This is a genomic window from Kitasatospora sp. NPDC034533, from assembly GCF_055575155.1.
Map to the genome: position 1 here is coordinate 1 of NZ_JBVITE010000074.1, position 16,237 is coordinate 16,237.

Annotated in this window: 18 protein-coding genes; 4 read left to right on the forward strand and 14 right to left on the reverse strand. The window is 74.5% G+C overall.

Annotated elements, in window-relative coordinates; all coding sequences use genetic code 11:
* Positions 1-109 precede the first annotated feature (109 nt).
* Entirely contained in the window at positions 110-1,159 is a 1,050-nt protein-coding gene (locus tag ACZ55U_RS33755; RefSeq protein WP_465532424.1) for a UDP-N-acetylmuramate dehydrogenase, read from the forward strand.
* Here the strand turns inward: ACZ55U_RS33755 and ACZ55U_RS33760 are convergent.
* The 8 genes from ACZ55U_RS33760 to ACZ55U_RS33795 all read right to left on the reverse strand — a co-directional run bounded on the left by ACZ55U_RS33760 (position 1,150) and on the right by ACZ55U_RS33795 (position 7,642).
* On the reverse strand, positions 1,150-1,599 hold the full coding sequence (locus ACZ55U_RS33760) for a cyclic-phosphate processing receiver domain-containing protein (protein WP_465532426.1): 450 nt from the start codon (positions 1,597-1,599) through the stop codon (positions 1,150-1,152). The genes ACZ55U_RS33755 and ACZ55U_RS33760 overlap by 10 nt on opposite strands.
* A gap of 86 nt (positions 1,600-1,685) precedes the next feature.
* On the reverse strand, positions 1,686-2,231 hold the full coding sequence (locus tag ACZ55U_RS33765; protein WP_465532428.1) for an EF-hand domain-containing protein: 546 nt from the start codon (positions 2,229-2,231) through the stop codon (positions 1,686-1,688).
* Between the two features lie 143 nt (positions 2,232-2,374).
* Positions 2,375-2,896, reverse strand: a complete 522-nt coding sequence (locus ACZ55U_RS33770; RefSeq protein WP_465532430.1) for a pyridoxamine 5'-phosphate oxidase family protein — start codon at positions 2,894-2,896, stop codon at positions 2,375-2,377.
* Complete coding sequence (locus tag ACZ55U_RS33775) at positions 2,893-3,261, reverse strand: hypothetical protein (protein WP_465532432.1); 369 nt, start codon at positions 3,259-3,261, stop codon at positions 2,893-2,895. Before ACZ55U_RS33775 ends, ACZ55U_RS33770 begins: the two co-directional genes overlap by 4 nt.
* Positions 3,262-3,290: 29 nt before the next feature.
* The gene (locus tag ACZ55U_RS33780; protein WP_465532434.1) at positions 3,291-4,496 is read right to left on the reverse strand and encodes a GNAT family N-acetyltransferase; all 1,206 of its coding nucleotides are present in this window, start codon (positions 4,494-4,496) and stop codon (positions 3,291-3,293) included.
* 81 nt (positions 4,497-4,577) lie between these two features.
* Positions 4,578-5,315: a class I SAM-dependent methyltransferase gene (locus ACZ55U_RS33785; RefSeq protein ID WP_465532436.1), complete on the reverse strand. Its 738-nt coding sequence runs from the start codon at positions 5,313-5,315 to the stop codon at positions 4,578-4,580.
* A gap of 97 nt (positions 5,316-5,412) precedes the next feature.
* Positions 5,413-6,375: a hypothetical protein gene (locus ACZ55U_RS33790; protein ID WP_465532438.1), complete on the reverse strand. Its 963-nt coding sequence runs from the start codon at positions 6,373-6,375 to the stop codon at positions 5,413-5,415.
* Between the two features lie 271 nt (positions 6,376-6,646).
* Positions 6,647-7,642, reverse strand: a complete 996-nt coding sequence (locus ACZ55U_RS33795; RefSeq protein WP_465532440.1) for a hypothetical protein — start codon at positions 7,640-7,642, stop codon at positions 6,647-6,649.
* 309 nt (positions 7,643-7,951) lie between these two features.
* Here ACZ55U_RS33795 and ACZ55U_RS33800 point away from each other — a divergent pair, with 309 nt between their 5' ends.
* Positions 7,952-9,004, forward strand: coding sequence for an alcohol dehydrogenase catalytic domain-containing protein (locus ACZ55U_RS33800; RefSeq protein WP_465532442.1), 1,053 nt, complete (start codon positions 7,952-7,954; stop codon positions 9,002-9,004).
* A 111-nt stretch (positions 9,005-9,115) separates the two neighbouring features.
* On the opposite strand, the gene ACZ55U_RS33805 is transcribed toward ACZ55U_RS33800, so the two are convergent.
* The 3 genes from ACZ55U_RS33805 to ACZ55U_RS33815 form a co-directional block, all read right to left on the reverse strand.
* Entirely contained in the window at positions 9,116-10,141 is a 1,026-nt protein-coding gene (locus ACZ55U_RS33805; RefSeq protein ID WP_465532444.1) for a hypothetical protein, read from the reverse strand.
* Positions 10,142-10,767: 626 nt separating this feature from the next.
* Positions 10,768-11,358, reverse strand: a complete 591-nt coding sequence (locus ACZ55U_RS33810; RefSeq protein ID WP_465532446.1) for a nucleoside deaminase — start codon at positions 11,356-11,358, stop codon at positions 10,768-10,770.
* Between the two features lie 175 nt (positions 11,359-11,533).
* Positions 11,534-11,833 (reverse strand): WhiB family transcriptional regulator, encoded by a 300-nt coding sequence (locus ACZ55U_RS33815; RefSeq protein WP_465532448.1) that lies wholly within the window; start codon positions 11,831-11,833, stop codon positions 11,534-11,536.
* Between the two features lie 361 nt (positions 11,834-12,194).
* Here ACZ55U_RS33815 and ACZ55U_RS33820 point away from each other — a divergent pair, with 361 nt between their 5' ends.
* Both ACZ55U_RS33820 and ACZ55U_RS33825 read left to right on the forward strand, forming a co-directional pair.
* Entirely contained in the window at positions 12,195-12,950 is a 756-nt protein-coding gene (locus ACZ55U_RS33820) for a S1 family peptidase (RefSeq protein WP_465532450.1), read from the forward strand.
* Positions 12,951-13,174: 224 nt separating this feature from the next.
* Positions 13,175-13,726 (forward strand): phospholipase D-like domain-containing protein, encoded by a 552-nt coding sequence (locus ACZ55U_RS33825; RefSeq protein WP_465532452.1) that lies wholly within the window; start codon positions 13,175-13,177, stop codon positions 13,724-13,726.
* A gap of 95 nt (positions 13,727-13,821) precedes the next feature.
* Here ACZ55U_RS33825 and ACZ55U_RS33830 read toward each other — a convergent pair whose 3' ends face one another.
* From ACZ55U_RS33830 to ACZ55U_RS33840, 3 genes are read right to left on the reverse strand one after another with little or no spacing between them, the layout of a single operon-like run.
* Entirely contained in the window at positions 13,822-14,577 is a 756-nt protein-coding gene (locus ACZ55U_RS33830; protein WP_465532454.1) for an ABC transporter permease, read from the reverse strand.
* Between the two features lie 9 nt (positions 14,578-14,586).
* On the reverse strand, positions 14,587-15,498 hold the full coding sequence (locus tag ACZ55U_RS33835) for an ABC transporter ATP-binding protein (RefSeq protein WP_465532456.1): 912 nt from the start codon (positions 15,496-15,498) through the stop codon (positions 14,587-14,589).
* Positions 15,495-16,229 carry a hypothetical protein gene (locus ACZ55U_RS33840; RefSeq protein WP_465532458.1) on the reverse strand — a complete coding sequence of 245 codons (735 nt, stop codon included), beginning with the start codon at positions 16,227-16,229 and terminating at the stop codon, positions 15,495-15,497. The genes ACZ55U_RS33835 and ACZ55U_RS33840 overlap by 4 nt, the downstream gene beginning before the upstream one ends.
* Positions 16,230-16,237 lie beyond the last annotated feature (8 nt).

The following is a 16,237-nucleotide window of genomic DNA, read 5'->3' on the forward strand; positions in this document are numbered from 1 at the left end:
ACGCGGGCCCGGCCGCTACGAGATCCTGGAACCGAGTCCGTGCCGCGCCATTGGAAGCCGGACAGTTGGGGGGATTCCCCTATCGAACGCCCTCTGAGAGGACAACACCGTGTCCCAGGCCATGCTCGCTTCACTGACCACCCTTCGGCTCGGCGGGCCCGCCGGGACCGTCCTGCACCTCACCGACCCCGGCGACTGGCACCATGCCGCTCACGCGATCGACACCCGGGAGCAGCGCGGACTCGTCGTCCTGGGGCACGGCAGCAACGTGATCGGGGCGGACGCCGGCCACCCAGGCACCGTCCTGGTCATGAACACCCGTGGCATCACGACGACGAAGCTCGACGACGTCACGGTGGCCGTCACCGCGCAGGCCGGCCATCCGCTCGCCGACCTCGTCCAGTGGGCCGGCGCCGAGCAGCTGGCGGGAATCGAATGCCTGGCTGGTATACCGGGCACGGTCGGCGCGGCCCCGGTCCAGAACGCCGGTGCGTACGGCCAGCAGGTATCCGACACGCTCGCGAGCGTCTTGGTCTGGGATTGGGGGGTGGCCTGCCTGCGGACCGTCTCGGCGCAGGACTGCCTCCTGCGGCACCGGAGCAGCCTTTTCAAGGAGACCCCCGGCCGTTGGACCATTCTCACTGTCACATTCCGCCTGACCCGCTCAACGGCTGCGCCGATCTCCTACCGGCCGCTCGCGGCTGAACTGGGAGCCTCGATCGGCGCGCGTCCACCGGTACCGGAGGTCACTGCCGCCGTGCTCGCCAACCGGAGCCGGCGCGGCCTGCTCCTCGACTCGAAGGGCCCGGATGCCCGGCAGGTCGGTTCCGTCTTCCTCAACCCGCGCGTCACGGACGGCCAGGCCGCGCGCTGGTCCACCCTCGGATGCCCGGTCCACCGGGACAGCGACGGCGAACTCCGGGCCAGCGCCGGATGGCTCCTGGAGTTCGCCGGCTGCTGTCCCGGGCAGCCGATAGCCGATGGGGTGCGCTGTTCGGAACGCCGGACCCTCACAGTCACGGCCCACGGAGGAGTTACATCCGCCGAGTTCGATCAGGCGCTGGCCGGACTGGCCGTCCGAGTCGAAAGCGTGACTGGTATCACGCTTCAACTCGAGCCGACGCGAGTCGGCCGGTGGCCCCTCCCCACCTACCCGTGATCGGCGGCCGAGGCCGGCTGGTCTGTGAGACGCGTCGCTCGTGGCGGAACCGGGGATTCACCCCACGGGGGAGGGGTGCCGGTCGGCGGAGGCGCGTCGGTCGGCGCCGTCGCCCGCTGGACGCGGTAGTTCCAGCGGGCGAGCGACCGGACGACGCTCGCGGCGCCGACGGGGTTGGCGCTGTGGACGAAGACCGTTCCGATCCGGAAGGGCCGCCCGTCGAAGGAGGCCTGCTCCAGGAGGGTCACCACCGGCATGACGGTGTCGTCGCCGCCGAGGTCGTGGTCCAGCCACAGCTCGTCGATGAAGCCGTCGCGGTGCTCCTCCAGGAGCCGGACGCCCTCGCGGCTCGTGCGGGCGATCCGCGTGGCCCGGGGAAGCGGCCGGAGGTCGTCGATGCCGAGGACGACGGGCGTCGGCGTGGTGTCGGCTCTCGTCACCGGATCATTGTCGTCGTCGGCGCGTGGGGTGACCACGGGTTATTGCGGCTGCCCAGCCGGAAGCCGCCGTCGCCCGCTGCCGGCCGTCAGCCGATCGGTCCGAGCAGGAAGTTGCCCGGCGCGGCGGGGTCGTCGCTGAGGTAGAACTCGATGATCGCCTCGCGGAACTCGTCGAGGCTGATCACCCCGTTCCCGTCCCGGTCCAGCCGTGGGAACGCCTGCTCGGAGTGCGCGCGGGGCACGCCCAGCTGCTCGTACATGTGGACGTACTCCTCCTTGCTGAGGACACCGTCGCCGTTGGTGTCGTAGGCGTTCAACAGGGCGTCGGCGATCGCCAGCACCGTGCTCTCGAAGTGGGCGGGCGTGGTCACGTCGGCCTTCATGACGGTGAGGAACTCCTGGCGCGAGACCTGTCCGTCGCCGTCGGTGTCCCCGTGCTCCACCAGGACGTCCCACCAGCGCGCGAAGGCGTCGTGGAGGGCCTGGACGGTGGCTTGGTCGTCCCTGGTCGCGGTCCGGGCGAACACCTCGGCCGTGCCGCGCAGGTCTTCCTGCGACAGCTGTCCGTCCCCGTTCAGGTCGAACCAGTCGAACAGGGCGTTGAACTTCTGGCTCTTCACAGCCGACGTCATGTGATCCTCGATTCCTTGGCCGCGCGGACGGCGTGCGGCGACATGCGGCGAACGGTAGAAGCGGCGGTGCGCGGGACGCCCCCGCACCGCCGGGAGGCCACCGCCGCGGGTGACGGCGGGAGGGCGGCGGTGCTCCGGGTGGCTCAGCCGGGCCCGGTGAGGGCGTGGAGGGGGACCTCGATGCGCTGGTCGTGCTTGTCGAGGAGCCAGCGGTCGATGTCCAGCAGCCACCAGCGGTCGATCTCGACGGTGTAGAAGCGGCGGGGCCCCGGGCCCCGGAAGTCGGATGCGGGCAGGAGCCATTGGCTCCGTACGGCGGGGTCGGGAAAGTTCAACTCGTAGTAGAGACGGTGGTGTTCGGTCACGCCCCGGTCGCCGATGGCGTGGCAGGTGCCGGTGAACTGCGCCCCGTCCAGGCCGAGTCCGGGCAGGCCGGTCAGGTAGAGCGAGCCCGCGACGCGGGGGTGGTGGTCGATGTTGCGGGAGTGCAGGGCGGTGCGCAGCGAGTAGTAGAGCAGCCGCAAGGGGGAGCCGGGGGCGCGCAGCGGCACGAAGTTGACGGTGGAGGCCCACGGTTCGGCGCCGTCGGTGGTGGCCAGGGTCATGAACCGGGCGTGGGCGAGCAGGTGCCCGCTGCGGCGGAGGAGTTCGTCGGGGCCGGTCACGGGGTGCGTCCCGGTGCGGGGGTGCGGTCGAAGCCGAGGGGGACCGGGGGGTCGCTGAGCAGGGTGGCGTCCAGCAGGGTCCACCAGTGGGTCTGCTCGGTGCGGCGGCGTTCCCAGACGGGGTCGCGGCCGCGTTCGGCGACCTGGCGGCGGTAGCGGCCCCAGTCGGCTTCGTCGGCGAAGCTGACGGTGTGTTCGATGGTGTGGACGTGGGTGCCGACGGTGCGTACCGCCCACCGGGTGCGCAGGACGGTGTCGAGTCCGTCGTAGTACCAGGACTCGCGGGCGCGGACCCAGTCCCAGAAGGCGTGGGGGTCCGCTTCCGCGGCCGGCGTGGGCTGGATCAGGTAGACCAGGTGCAGCACGGCGGGTCTCCTTCCGGCGTCGGCGGTGGTCAGCCGGGCGCGGGAGCGTCGGGGCCGTCCTGGGCCCAGTCGTTCCACTCGGGTGTCAGGGCCCAGGGGCGGGAGGCGCACCGGCGGGTCCAGAGCCGGGCGGTCCGGGCGTTGTGCCGGGCCGCCGTCGGCCGGTCGCAGAGCCGCCCGTGCAGGGGCAGGACGACGGCGGCCAGCGGGGAGAGCACGGCGCCTTGCCGGATCTTGATCTGCCAGGCGGAGACGGCCAGGCGGTAGCGGCGGAAGCCGCCGGCGGCCGCGTAGTCGACGGGGGCCTGGTAGCAGAGCACGAAGTACTCGCCCTGGGGCTGGGCGGCGCGGTAGTCGAAGCCGAAGTAGCGGGCGTAGAGCCGGTCCTGGTGGGCGTAGCAGACGGTGACGGCGACGGGGCGGCCGTCACGGACGGCGAAGCAGCCGACGGCCCGGTCCAGCACTCCCGTCGTGGCCTGGGCCGCGAAGGAGCGGAGCATCCAGGCGGGGTCGGCGGTGCCGCCGTACCGGGCGCGGGTCTGCGTCACCAGGGCCGCGGCCTGCCGGGCCACGTCCCCGTGGGCCAGGGGCCGCCACACGACGGCCGTTCCGCCGCGCTCGCAGGCGCGCCGTTCGGCCCGGCGGCGGGTGCGGTCGGGCTGGCTCATCCGCGCCAGGTGCTCGTGCCAGCCGCCGGCCGGGACGGCGACGTTGGCGTCCGCGTCGTGCAGCAGGACGCTGGCACGGGGGTGCCTGCGGGCGATCTCCCGGGCATCGTCGGCGCTCAGGTACGGCGTGACGACGCCGGCGAGGCCGCGGTCGCGTGCCAGCCGCAGTGCCGCTTCCAGCAGGACCTCCAGGGTGCGGTCGCGTTCCTCGCCGCGGGTGCAGACCAGTTCGTTGTACGTCGAGCGCCGGGCTCCCAGCCACAGCCATCGCGCGGACCGGGCGGCCGCCAGGTCCGGGAGCAGCGTGGGCAGGTGGAACAGCCCGGGTTCGTCGTTCTCACCGGGCCAGACGGACAGGGCGCCCAGCAGCCGGCTGCCGGACGCGGCGGTGACCGCGCCGGTGTCGCCGTGGGCCAGTTCCAGCGCGCGCACCCAGGCGTGGCTGTTGTAGAAGTTGTCCGGGCCGATCAGCAGGTCCCACTGCGCGGGGTCGACCTGCGCGGGGGACGACGGGACGTCCGCCTCGATCGGCCCGGGGCGGCGGTGGACCCGTGGTGTGGTCGCCATGGTGGTGCCTCTGGGGTCGGGGTCGGGCTCGTGAGCCGGGCTCCGGGATACCCCGGCTCGGGGTGGTGTCCGGTTCGGGGGTCAGGCTCGGGTGCAGGTGATGAGTGCCGCATGCGGGCAGGCGAGGTACGGCTTCCAGAAGTCCTCGCCGTGGCGGGCCGTTCCTTCCTCGGAGACCCGGAAGGCGGGCCAGGAGAGCGAGGCGAAGCCCGCCTCCCGCAGGGCCCGTTCCAGGGTGGCCCGGCTCCAGTACCGTGCGGTGACCCGTTCGTCGTAGCGGCCGAAGCACAGTTCCAGGGTCACCCGTGAGGCATCGTGGCGCGACTCGGTCTCCACCAGGCGCAGGCCGTAGCGCTCGTAGTAGGCGCGGTCGCCGTGGAAGTCCGGGTTCACCGGCAGGGTGACGAACCGGCCTCCCCGGCGCAGGGCCCGTGAGGCCAGGGCGCACAGGGACAGCAGTGCTCCGTAGTCCTCCGCGTACGGCAGGACGTACACGGCCACGCACGCGTCGAAGGCACCGTCGTCCAGGAGGTCGCTCCGCTCGGTGTACTCGATGCCCAGCGGCTCGGTGCGTTCGGCGTGCCGCGCGATGTCGAGCATGCCGCCCGAGACGTCGTACCCGACCACCCGCGCCGCGCCGCGCCGCTTGAGCTCCCGGCTGTACAGGCCCGTCCCGCACCCGATGTCCAGGACACTCCGGCCGGCGACCGCTCCCAGCGCGGCGAACACGCTGAACGACTCCAGGTGCCTGCGCCACGGCAGGAGGAACATCTCCTCGTACATGTCACCGAGGGTGTCGAACTGGTCGTCTCCGCCCATGCCGTCGATTGTCCGCCCGATCTCCCGGGCGCGCCCGGCCCGGAGGGGGCGGCCGCACCGGGCGCGCGTCCTGGCTCCCTGACCGCCGCCGGCCCCGCTACCGTCCGCTTCCGGCCGTCGCCCGCCCGCGCAGGGAGACGCCGAAGCGCGTCCGGAGCCGGTGCACCTCCCACCACGACACGGCGGTCACCGTCGCGGGGCCGCCGACCACCGCACCCAGTTGGACGGGCAGCGGACCGGGCGGCAGGCCGCCGAACAGCAGTCCGGTCGCGGCGAGTTCCCAGACCAGGACGCCGGTCAGGATGGGCGGGAACACCGGGTGCACCCGGTCCATGGTGAAGGCGGTGCGCACCACTGTCGGCGAGGCGAAGGCCACGAACAGCAGCACCCAGATCGGCAACGCCAGGACCAGCAGGTCGAACAGCGGCCCGAGGAAGAGCCTCTGGACCGAGCCCCGCGCCTGACTGGCGAGCCACAGCAGCACCGGCACCGCCGTGCACGCGCCCAGGTACTGCAGGGCCATCAGGACCGCCGGCCGCACCTGCGCCCGCATGGCCGGGCGCGCGGCCGGCCCGGCGAGCCGGAACAGGACCCCGACCACCACCGGCGCGGTCACCAGCACCAGCAGCGGCGTGACCGTCAGCCGGGTCTCGAACTGGTCGTCGAGCTGGTCCCAGTCGTCCGCCGTTCCGTACACGACCAGCACCACGGCCGCCGCCCCGAGCGCCAGCCACCCCCGTATCCGCTGCACCCGCAGCACCACCTCGTCGGTGATCCCCTGGGGCCCGGGCACGATGAACACCCGTCGTGCCAGCCGCCGTGCCGATCTGGCCATCGGATAGAGCCCCAGGAGGATCAGGAACGGCCACAGGCAGAACAGCAGCGGCACCAGGGCCCACCAGCGGACCACCCCCCGCGCGGGCGCCAGCAACTCCCGCAGGGTCGGCCACTCCTCGCCCTGGAAGCGCTGCCACAGCGGCACTGCGGCCGGTCGCGGCCGCTGGAAGGGGCCCTGCTGGAAGGGGGCCTGCGGGAAAGAGCTTTGGTCTCCGTACGTCACGCCGGGTTCCTCGCGCCTCTCTGTCCTTCTGCCGACACTCGGTCAACCTGTCAGCGCCGCACCCTACTGCCCTCCGCTCACACCCCGCCCACCCCCGGCCGTTTCTCGGTTCGCACCCGGACCACGCCCGGTGGATGCGGGTGGGCCCGGTGGGCGACCAGGCCGGTCATCCCGGTTGCGGGAGGGCCTCGCCGTCCTCGTGGATGGCGGTCGGATCGGGTGCGTGGGAGCGGGAGCGGTTGCTCTCTGGCAGCGGCAGAGCGACCGTGGCTCAGCCCGGGCGGACCGCTCCCGGGGCCGGGTCGGTGAGGCGCTGGAGGAGGGCGGCCGCGATGTAGCGCATCCGGCCGGTGGTCGTGCGCGGGTCGTAGCCGAGGTCGCGCGTCAGCGCCTCGTGCCGGGCCTGGAGGGTGGAGTGGTGCATGCCGAGTTCCGCGGCGGCGGCGCGGAGGCTGTCGGATTCCACGAGCACGCGCAGGACCGTGGCCGAGCGGTCGTCCAGGCGCATCAGGGCCCGGACGTCGTCGTGCGGGGCGTGGGGGTCGTGGGCCTGGGCGAGCATGAGCATGGCGCCGAGGTCCGTCGCGTCGACGACGGGGGTGGCGGGCGCGGTCAGCCGCAGGGCGATCACGGCGCCGTCCCACGACGCCGGGGCCCGGTCGGCCCGTACCCACGGGCCCAGGCCGGCCCGGCCCGTGAGCGGCACCTTGCCCGTCGTGTCGAGGGCCGCGCGCAGGATCCCGTAGCGGGTCGGCAGGACGGCGGTGGGCCTGTCGGGGACCTTTTCGTCGACGGTGGTCGCGATCAGCCGGATCCGGGTGTCCGGAGCGAGGCGCAGCCGGGCCAGGGCCGTCGTGCGGTCGTCGAGCGTGCGGGCCGCGTCGATGCCGATCTCCAGGGCGCTGCCCGGGTCGCGGCGCCGTTCGAGGAGTTCGACCGCGAAGGCGAGGCGCTCGACGATGATCGCGTCGTCGGCGTGCGCGGGCCCGTCCCGTTCCAGCCAGACGCTGCCGCTCGCGCACGGGCGGACGGGGGAGCGGGGCTCCCGGCCGGTGGTGCCGTCCAGGAGCCGGCCGTCCGGGTCGCGCCGGCTGGTGCGGCCGTGCCGTTCGGCCCCGGCGACGGTGCCGGACAGGGCGGCGGCCCCGCGCAGGAGCCCGTCCAGGCCGACGTCGGCGGTGATCAGCGTGTCGAAGTAGGAGACCACCTTGAGGGCCTCGGCCGCTCGTGGGTCCAGCGTGCCGATCCGGCCGATGAGTTCGTGCATCTTCGCTCCCTCAGGTACGCCGCGACCCTACCGCCGAGTCCGCCGAAGACCGGGGAGTGCGCCGGGGAGGTGGGTGCGCGGGCGCGCGGATGGCGGGCGGGGCCGTCGGAATCCGCCGCGTTCGGCGGTGGTCCGCGGCCTGCGGGCCCGACGACGATGGGACGGACAGCGCGACCGCGTGTGGCGCGGGACGAGGGCACTTCGACGCCCGGCGTCCCGGCGCGCCGCCGTCCGGCCCCGAGGGCGGAGCGGCTGACGGTCGACGGCCGGCGATCCCGGCCGGCTCGGAAAGTCCAGGAAAGGCGAAGCATGAAGGCAGCACGGTTCCACGGCAGGGAAGACGTCCGCGTCGAGGAGGTCCCGGAGCCCAGCCCCGGTCCCGGGCAGGTGAAGCTGCGCAACGCGTTCGCCGGCATCTGCGGCTCCGACCTCCACTTCTTCTTCCACCCCGAGTCGCTGCCGTTCGACCTGAACCAGCCGCACCCCCTGACCGGTGCCACCCTGCCGCAGATCCTCGGCCACGAGTTCTCCGGCACCGTCGTCGAGGTCGGCGAGGGCGTGACGGACGTGAAGGTCGGCGACCGCGGCGCCGTCTACCCGCTGGCGGTCTCCTGCGGGGAGTGCGCGGCGTGCCGCAGGGGCCTGCCCTTCTCCTGCCGGCTGATGGGGTCGCTCGGGTCGAACATGGAGGGCGGCGGCCTGGCCGAGTTCTCCACGTTCGACGCGTCGCTGCTGCACGTGCTGCCGGAGGGCGTGGACCTGCGGCTGGGCGCGCTCGTCGAGCCGATGGCGGTGGGCTGGCACGCCGTCGCGCGCAGCGGCGTCGAGGCGGGCGGTACGGCGCTGATCGCGGGGGCCGGACCGATCGGGATCGGCGCCTGGTTCGCGCTCAGGGCCCGCGGGGTGGAGCGGGTGCTGGTGTCGGAGCCGAGCGCGGACCGCCGGGCGATCATCGCGGGCCTGGGCGCGCGGGTCGTCGACCCGGTGAACGAGGACCTCGCCGGTGCCGTCGCCTCGCTCACCGACGGCCGGGGCGTGGACGTCGCGGTGGACGCCGCGGGCGCGGGAGCGGCGGTCACCTCCGCCCTGGCGTCCCTCGTCCCCGGCGGGCGGCTGGTGGTGCCCGCGCTGCACGAGCAGCCGATGCAGTTCCAGCCCACGCAGCTGATGATGGCCGAGACGGAGATCGTCGGCGCGGTCGGATACCGGCCCGAGGAGTTCGACGCCGTCATCGCGGCCATGGCCGACGGGGTCTACGACACCACCGGCTGGGTGCAGGAGGCGTCGGTGGACGGCGTCGTCGACGCGCTCCGTTCGCTGCGCGCCGGCATCGGCGCGAAGGTCCTCCTGCGGGTCGGCTGAGCGCCTTCGCACGCTCCGGTGCGGGCGCCTCGCGGCGTCCGCACCGGGCGGCGGTCGACGGCACCCGCGGGGTGTCGCGGGGGTCCCCGGCCCCCGGTCCGTGAGGGCCGGTCAGAAGCGGCGCAGCGCCCGCTTGGCGGCGCGTCGCAGCACCCGGTCCGGGGACTTCTCGGCGTCGACCAGCGCGAGTGCGATCGCCACCTGGAGCGGCCGGCGGCCGGCGAGCGCCGCGTTCACCAGCTTGTCCGCGGCGGTGGCCGGCTCGGCCCGCAGCGAGTGCGCCAGCTCCTGGGCGGCCACCAGCGGTCCCGGGCCGCCGTCCTCGACGCACGCCTGGGCGAACCGGATACCGGCCCGGACGCTGGAGTCGGGCAGCTCCCGTCGCAGGGCGGCCAGCCACAGCTCCCGGGCCCGGTCGTGCTCGCGCCGCTCCCAGTGCGTCAGCCCCAGCAGCAGCTCCGCCTTGGCCAGCACCGCCGGGTAGCCGGAGGCGCGGGCCTGCTCCAGCAGCGACACCACCCGCTCGCGGTCGGCGGCGGGCAGCGGCACCGGGGCCGTCTCCAGCACCTGTTCGGCCAGCTCCACGGCGGCCCGCGCCGCGAGGTAGCCGAAGCCGCTCGCGAGGGCCGCCTCCAGCAGTCGCAGGCCCTCGGCCCGCCCCGCCGCGGTGCGCACCAGCAGGAAGCCGAGTTCCAGGCTCGCGTCGGCCGCCACCCGAGGACGTGGCGACGCCAGGCAGGGCCGCAGCAGGGCCGAGGACCGCGCCACGTCGCCCGCCAGGGCCAGGAACACCGCCTGGGCGAACCGCACCTCCTCCGCCACGTCCCCATCGCCGCAGGCCTGCGCCCTGCGCAGCGCGGCCCGGGCCCGGCGCTCCCCGCCCCGCATCAGCTCCCGCCAGGCCACGCCGACCTGGCCCGCCCCTCGCACGGCGGGGTCCCCGTCGGCCGCGGCCGTCGCGAGCACTCGGTCCGCCGCATCGAACTGCCGCAGCTGCAACAGGTGTTGCACCAGGAGGACGGCCCCGTCCACGTCCAGTCGCTGCCCGCCGCCGACGGCCGCGGCCACGAGCGCCTCGGGAGGGCTGTCCCGGATGAGCTGCTCCCAGTACCGGTCGGTGCGGTCCTCGATGGTCACGGCGGCCCTCCCCTGCCCTGCTGTCGGGTATCCGTCAACCTATCGGAACCCGTTGACGGGGCACAGGCCGCTGCGGCCACGACCGCGAGTGCGGCCCCCGCCCTGCCGGGCGCACCTCGCCGTACCGCCGGCGGCGGATTCTCGGCCCTGTGGTCCCCCTCCGCGTGACCCCGCCCCGTCCACCGGCCGCCACTCGGCAGCGGAGGAGGAGGAACCACGCCTCCCGTCGGCAGCCCCGGCACCGAGCCGGCGCATGACGGGCGACACGGCCCTGGCGGCGTCCTCCGCTCCGCCCGGGGCGGCGGCCCCCGAACTGCTCCCGGCCGTATGCGGATTCGTGCGCGAGGAGCGCCTTCGGCCCGGGTTCGGCGGCAGCCGGGGGCGCGGAAGGCAGCGCCAACTCCCCAGGGGGACAGGATGATTGGGCCGCGCACCGCCCTCCGCCTCGCCGCCGTGACCGCCGTGGCCGCAGGCGTCCTGGGCCGCGTCGGCGCCCGGCTCCGGTCTCGGGGCGCGCCGGTGCGGCCCAAGACACTGGAGCGCATCCCCGCCGCCACCGGTGGAGCTTCCGCACTCGGCGCGAGGCCCGTGCCGTCCGGAGACCACCCGCCCGGACGGCGCCGGCCTCAGTAGTAGTGGTGGTCCGGCTTGCGCATCCACGCCTTGTACGCGCGCAGGCCGAGCTTGCGGTGGAGCTGCTTGATGAGGATCCGTCGATCCCCGTAGGGCTTCTCGAAGTCCTCGTACTGGAAGGAGTCGTCGAACCCGATCCCGCGGGTGTCCTCCAGGGAGCAGCAGAAGTAGACGCTGTCGATCCGGGCCCAGTAGATGGCGCTCATGCACATGGGGCACGGTGCGCCGCTGACGTAGATGGAGCACCCTTTGAGCATCCGGGCGCGCTCCGGCACCGGGTCGCAGGATCCGGGGTCCCGTGGGACGTACTGGAGGGTCGACTCGTTCTGGCGGTCCTCGGAAATGGAGGGTGACTCCGGGTTGAGGATCTGGCTCGCCTTGCGGATGGCCTCCACCTCGGCGTGCGCGGTGGGGTCTCCGGTGAGCAGCACCCGGTTCTGGCCGAGCGCGACGATCTTCCCCTCCCGGGTGAGCACGGCACCGAAGGGACCGCCCCAGCCGTTCTCGACGGATTCGTGGGCCAGCCGTACGGCTTCCTTCAGGAAGGCCTTGTGCTGGTCCGGGAAAGCCTCACATCTGTCCATGACCGACCTCTCAGCGGCCCGGTGCGGGCTGGATGTCACGGGCGAGCGAACGTCAGGTCGTGTCCGACCGATCCTGTCGCACCAGCGTAGTTCGGGGGAGGACTTCCGCAAGCCGAGGGGCCGGCAGTGCCACCGCGATCCGCTTCCGGAAGCGGCGCACTGCCGTTCGGCCGCTTCATGCGGCCGAACGGGAGGACGGGCGGCGCCTGCCGAGCAGGGCGCGGCGCTCGTCCTCGGTCAGGCCGCCCCACACGCCGTAGGGCTCGCGGGCCGCGATGGCGTACCGGCGGCACTCCAGCAGGACCGGGCACTGGGCGCACACCGCCTTCGCCGCCCGCTCGCGCTGCGCCGCCTGGACGCCGCGCTCGTTGGTCGGGTGGAAGAAGACGCTGCTGTCGACGGTCCGGCAGGCACCCCTCAGCTGCCAGGACCAGTGGTGTTCGGACGCTCCGGGCAGGCGCTTGACGTCGGTCACGGACGGCTCCCTTCGATGGGCGATCGGTTCCCGCCCGCTCGTGTGTCCCGATCCGCGGGACGCATGCCTGTCCGGTGCCGGCCGGGCGTCGGGCGCACCGTGGGAGGCGGCGGGCCGGCGGGTGCGCTGTCCCGTCCCGGCGTTCCAGGGCGCGTCGAACGCGCAGGTCAGAGGGGGCGCGGCCGTTCCGGCGTTCCGGATCGCCCGGTGGTGGCGGCGGACGGGACGGATCGTGGGGCAGTGTTCGGTCCGGCGGCGACCGGCACCGAGCCGGGGCCGCCCGGCCGGCGGGCCGTGGCCACCGCGGCCACCTGCGGCCGACGCCCTGTCCCGCACCACCCGACCCAGAGGAATCCCTGCCATGCGCCTTTCGAACCGACGCCCGATCGCCGTCCTGCTGGCGGCCGCCGGCCTGCTGGCCGCCGGAGCCGCCCCGGCCGCCGCCGTCCACGGCGGGTCGGACACCACGACCCGCTCCCACCCGTTCGTCGTGGCCCTGGAGACCGCCGAGGGCGAGCAGTGGTGCACCGGCGCGCTGATCGCGCCGACCAAGGTGCTCACCGCGGGCCACTGCGTGGCGGAGTCGGGCGACCCGGGCTCCCTGCGGGTGATCGCCGGCCGGACCGACCTGACCGGTTCCGGCGGGCAGGTGCGCCGGGTGAAGGCCTACCGGGTCGACCCGCGCTACACCGCCGGCCTGGAGCACGACTCCGCCGTCCTCACCCTGGACCGTCCGCTGCCGCAGACACCGGTGCGGGTGGCGCGCCGGGGGGACGCGGCGCTCTACGGCTACGGCCGCACGGCCACGCTGCTGGGGTTCGGGCGCACCGGCCCGGACGGGCCCGGCACCCGCCTCAAGCAGGCCCAGCTGACGCTGGCTCCGCCGGCCTCCTGCGACCCGTACACGTCGCCCGGGGACTCCCCGCTGCTCAAGGTCTGCGCTCTGCCCAGGGCCGGTACGACCGACAGCGTCTGCAAGGGGGACTCGGGCGGGCCGCTGGTGGTCGGCGGTGTGGTGATCGGCGTGGTCTCCACCGGCAACAAGTACTGCGACACCCAGCACCCGGTGTCGGTGTTCACCCGGGCCACCGACGTCCCCGCGCAGCTGCTGTCCTGACCGTCGCCGGTATGGTTGCGGGAAGCCGGCCGCGTCGACGCGCGCCCGGGTGCGGGTAAAAGGGGCGGAGCGGACGAACCACGCGCTTGCGTGTGCATGTCATCAAACACCCTTTACCATTCATCAGATAGGAATCCCTGACATTCGCTCATATGATCGCTCCGGCTCTGCATAATTCCGGTGGAGGACTCGTGGAGGCCTTCACAGAAAGCAGAGGGGGTTCCGTGATCTCACCCGATCGGACCGGAGAACTCGTCGAGGCCACCTACAGCTGGGCGCGGTCCCTGGAGACCGCCTTCGGCGCGCCGGAGGCGCGCAAACCGGGGGCCTGCGACGACGCGGCTCCCCAGCAGGTGACCGCGGCCCGGCAGGTGACCGCGGCCGTGCTGCGGGCCCGGCAGCGGGTGCTGCTGGCGGAGCCGGCGGACAGCGAGCCAGGTCGGCGCTGCTGGCTGGGGCTGCTGGCCGGAGTGCTCGCCGACAGCGCGCGGCGGGGCAGGGACGTGCGGCTGCTGCTCGGGGGCAAGCGGCCGTGGCGGCCGGAGGGGGCCGCGGAGTGGGCCGCGCTGGACGGCCTCCAGCGGGCGGGCGTGGCGCTGCGGGCGGTGTCGGGCCCGGTGCAGCCGATGCTGCTGACGGACGCCGCCGTGCTGCTGGGCGCGGCGGGGGAGGCCTCGGCCGGCCCGGACGACGTGCTGGAGGTGACGGAGCGCTCGACCGCGCAGATCGTCCACCACCTGGCCGCGATGCTCTGGGAGAGCGGCGAGCCGCTGTGAGCCGCCGGGCGGGCCGGCCGTCGAGCCGGTCGGCCCGCCCCGGCGTCAGGCCGGGCATGCCCTGACGTCAGACCAGGACCAGGCATGGCCCGGCGTCAGATCCGGCGGATGTCACGGCGCAGCCGCCACACCGCGAGCGCCCCGAACAGGACCGTCCAGACGGCCAGGCCGACCACCGGCACCAGCACCTCGCCGCCGGACACCGCCGCCCGGGCGAGCGCGCCCGAGCCGTACGCCGGGGTGAACGGGGCCAGGTCGCGCAGCATCCGGGGCAGCACGTCGAGCGGGATGAACAGGCCGCCGAAGACGGCGAGCAGGGCGAGGCCGGGACCGGCCAGCTGCATCACGTTCTCGGAGGGCAGCAGCAGCCCGCAGAGCAGCCCGAGGACGGCGAACAGCAGCGCGGGCAGCCAGGCCGCGGCGGCGGCGAGCAGCCACCGGCCCCAGCCGAGCCGGACGCCGAAGGCCGCGCCGAGCGCGAACTCGGCGGCCACGGACAGGAGTCCGAGCACCATCGCGGTGACCGCCTTGACGGCGACCTGGCCGAGCGGGCGCATCGGGGTGAGCCGCAGCTGGCGCTGCCAGCCCGCGGCGCGCTCCACCGCGATGCCGGCGCCGCAGCCGGCCGCGCCGACCATCGCGCCGTACGCGGCCATGCTGACCATCACCTGGGCCAGCGGCCGCCCGCCCGACGCCCGGCTGGGCAGTCCGTAGAGCAGGAAGAAGGACGTCGGCATCGCGACCACCAGCACCACGGTGCGCACGTTGCGCAGCACCCGGCGGACCTCCAGGGCGAGCACGGTCCGGTTGCAGCCGCGCAGCGGTGATCCGGCGGAAAGCGGCAGGGACACGGGTGCCTCTCAGTCCTGGGTACGGGCCGGCGGGGGGACGGCCGCGGCGAGGGCGAGGAACGCCTCCTCCAGGCCGGAGGAGGTCACCTCGATCTCGCGGGCGGCCGTGGTGGCGAGGTGACGCACCACCAGGTCGGAGTCCTGGGTGCGGACGGTGACGGTCGGGCCGTGCTGCTCGACCCGGCCGACGGCGGGCAGCGCGCGCAGCGCGTCCAGGTCGGCGTCCGGCCAGTGGGCGCGGACCACCCGGCCCGCGGCGTGGCCGCGGATCTCGGCGGGGGTGCCGTCGGCGGCGATCCGGCCGCGGGCCATCACGACCACGCGCTCGGCGTACTGTTCGGCCTCGTCGAGCTGGTGGGTGGCGAACAGGACGGTGGGGCGGCCGGGGATCCGGGCGACGGCGTCCCAGAACTGGCGGCGGCCGGTGACGTCCAGGCCCGCGGTGGGCTCGTCGAGGACCAGCAGGCGGGGGCGGCCGAGCAGGGCCAGCGCGAAGTGCAGCCGCCGGCGCTCGCCGCCGGAGCAGGCCCCGACCCGGCGCCGGGCGACCGCCTGGAGGCCGGCCAGTTCGAGCGCTTCGGCGAGCGGCAGCGGGGCCCGGTGCAGCGAGGAGACGTAACGCAGCGTCTCCGTCACGGTGAGGTCGTGGAGCAGGCCGCCGTCCTGGAGGACCGCGCCGACCTCGCCGCGGGCGGCGGCCTCGGCCGGGGTGCCGCCGAGGACGGTGACGGTGCCCCGGTCGGGGCTCTGCAGGCCGAGGAGCAGGTCCATGACGGTGGTCTTGCCCGCGCCGTTGGGGCCGAGCAGGGCGGTGAGGCGGCCGGGCCGCAGGTCGAGGCTGATCCCGTCCACGGCGCGGACCTCGCCGAACGCCTTCTCGACCCGCTCCAGGCGGACGCCGCCGGGCTCGGCTCCGCTCACCACGCCACCACCCGGGTGTCCTGGCCGATCCGGAAGCCGGCCTGGAAGCGGCTGACCGCGTCGGTGGCGCTCATGATGTCGGCGATGTGGCGGCGACAGGTGCGCAGGGACACGTTGAGGCTGCGGGCGATGGTCTCGTCCTTCTCGCCGCCGGCCAGCCTGCGGATGATCTCGCGTTTCAGGTTGCTCTCCAGCATCTCGTCGATCGGGTTGGCGGGCCGCAGGCAGCGGGCGGAGCGCCAGACCAGGTCGAAGGCGGCGGCCACCGCCTCGGCGACCCCGGTGTCCCCGATCACCAGGGTGGGCGGCTCGCTCTCGGCGGCCCGGGGCAACAGCGCGGCGACCCGGCGGTCCACCACCAGGACGGCGTCGAGCTGCCGGTCGAGTTCGCCGCCGGCCTCGGCGACCCGGACGTGTTCTGCGAGCGGGTGCCCGGTCAGCTGCTCGCGGCAGCTGTCCAGGGACTGCGGGTCGAACAGGGCGCGGCGGTCGAGGTCGTGCCAGGCGAGCGTGAAGTCCCACAGGTCGAGGGCGCTCTCGCCGGGGCCGCGCTGCCAGATCACCGCCGTGCGGGCGCCGCGCAGCAGGTCGGCCAGGGTGGCGCCGACCGCGCGTCTTCCGGTGGCGCTCTCGTACCGGGGGGACCGGTCCGCCGCCGCGCGGCCCGGCGTGGAGGTTCGGGCAGTCGTGGACTGCGCCGGCTGCACGACTCCACTGGAGGACAGGGTCATGTGACACC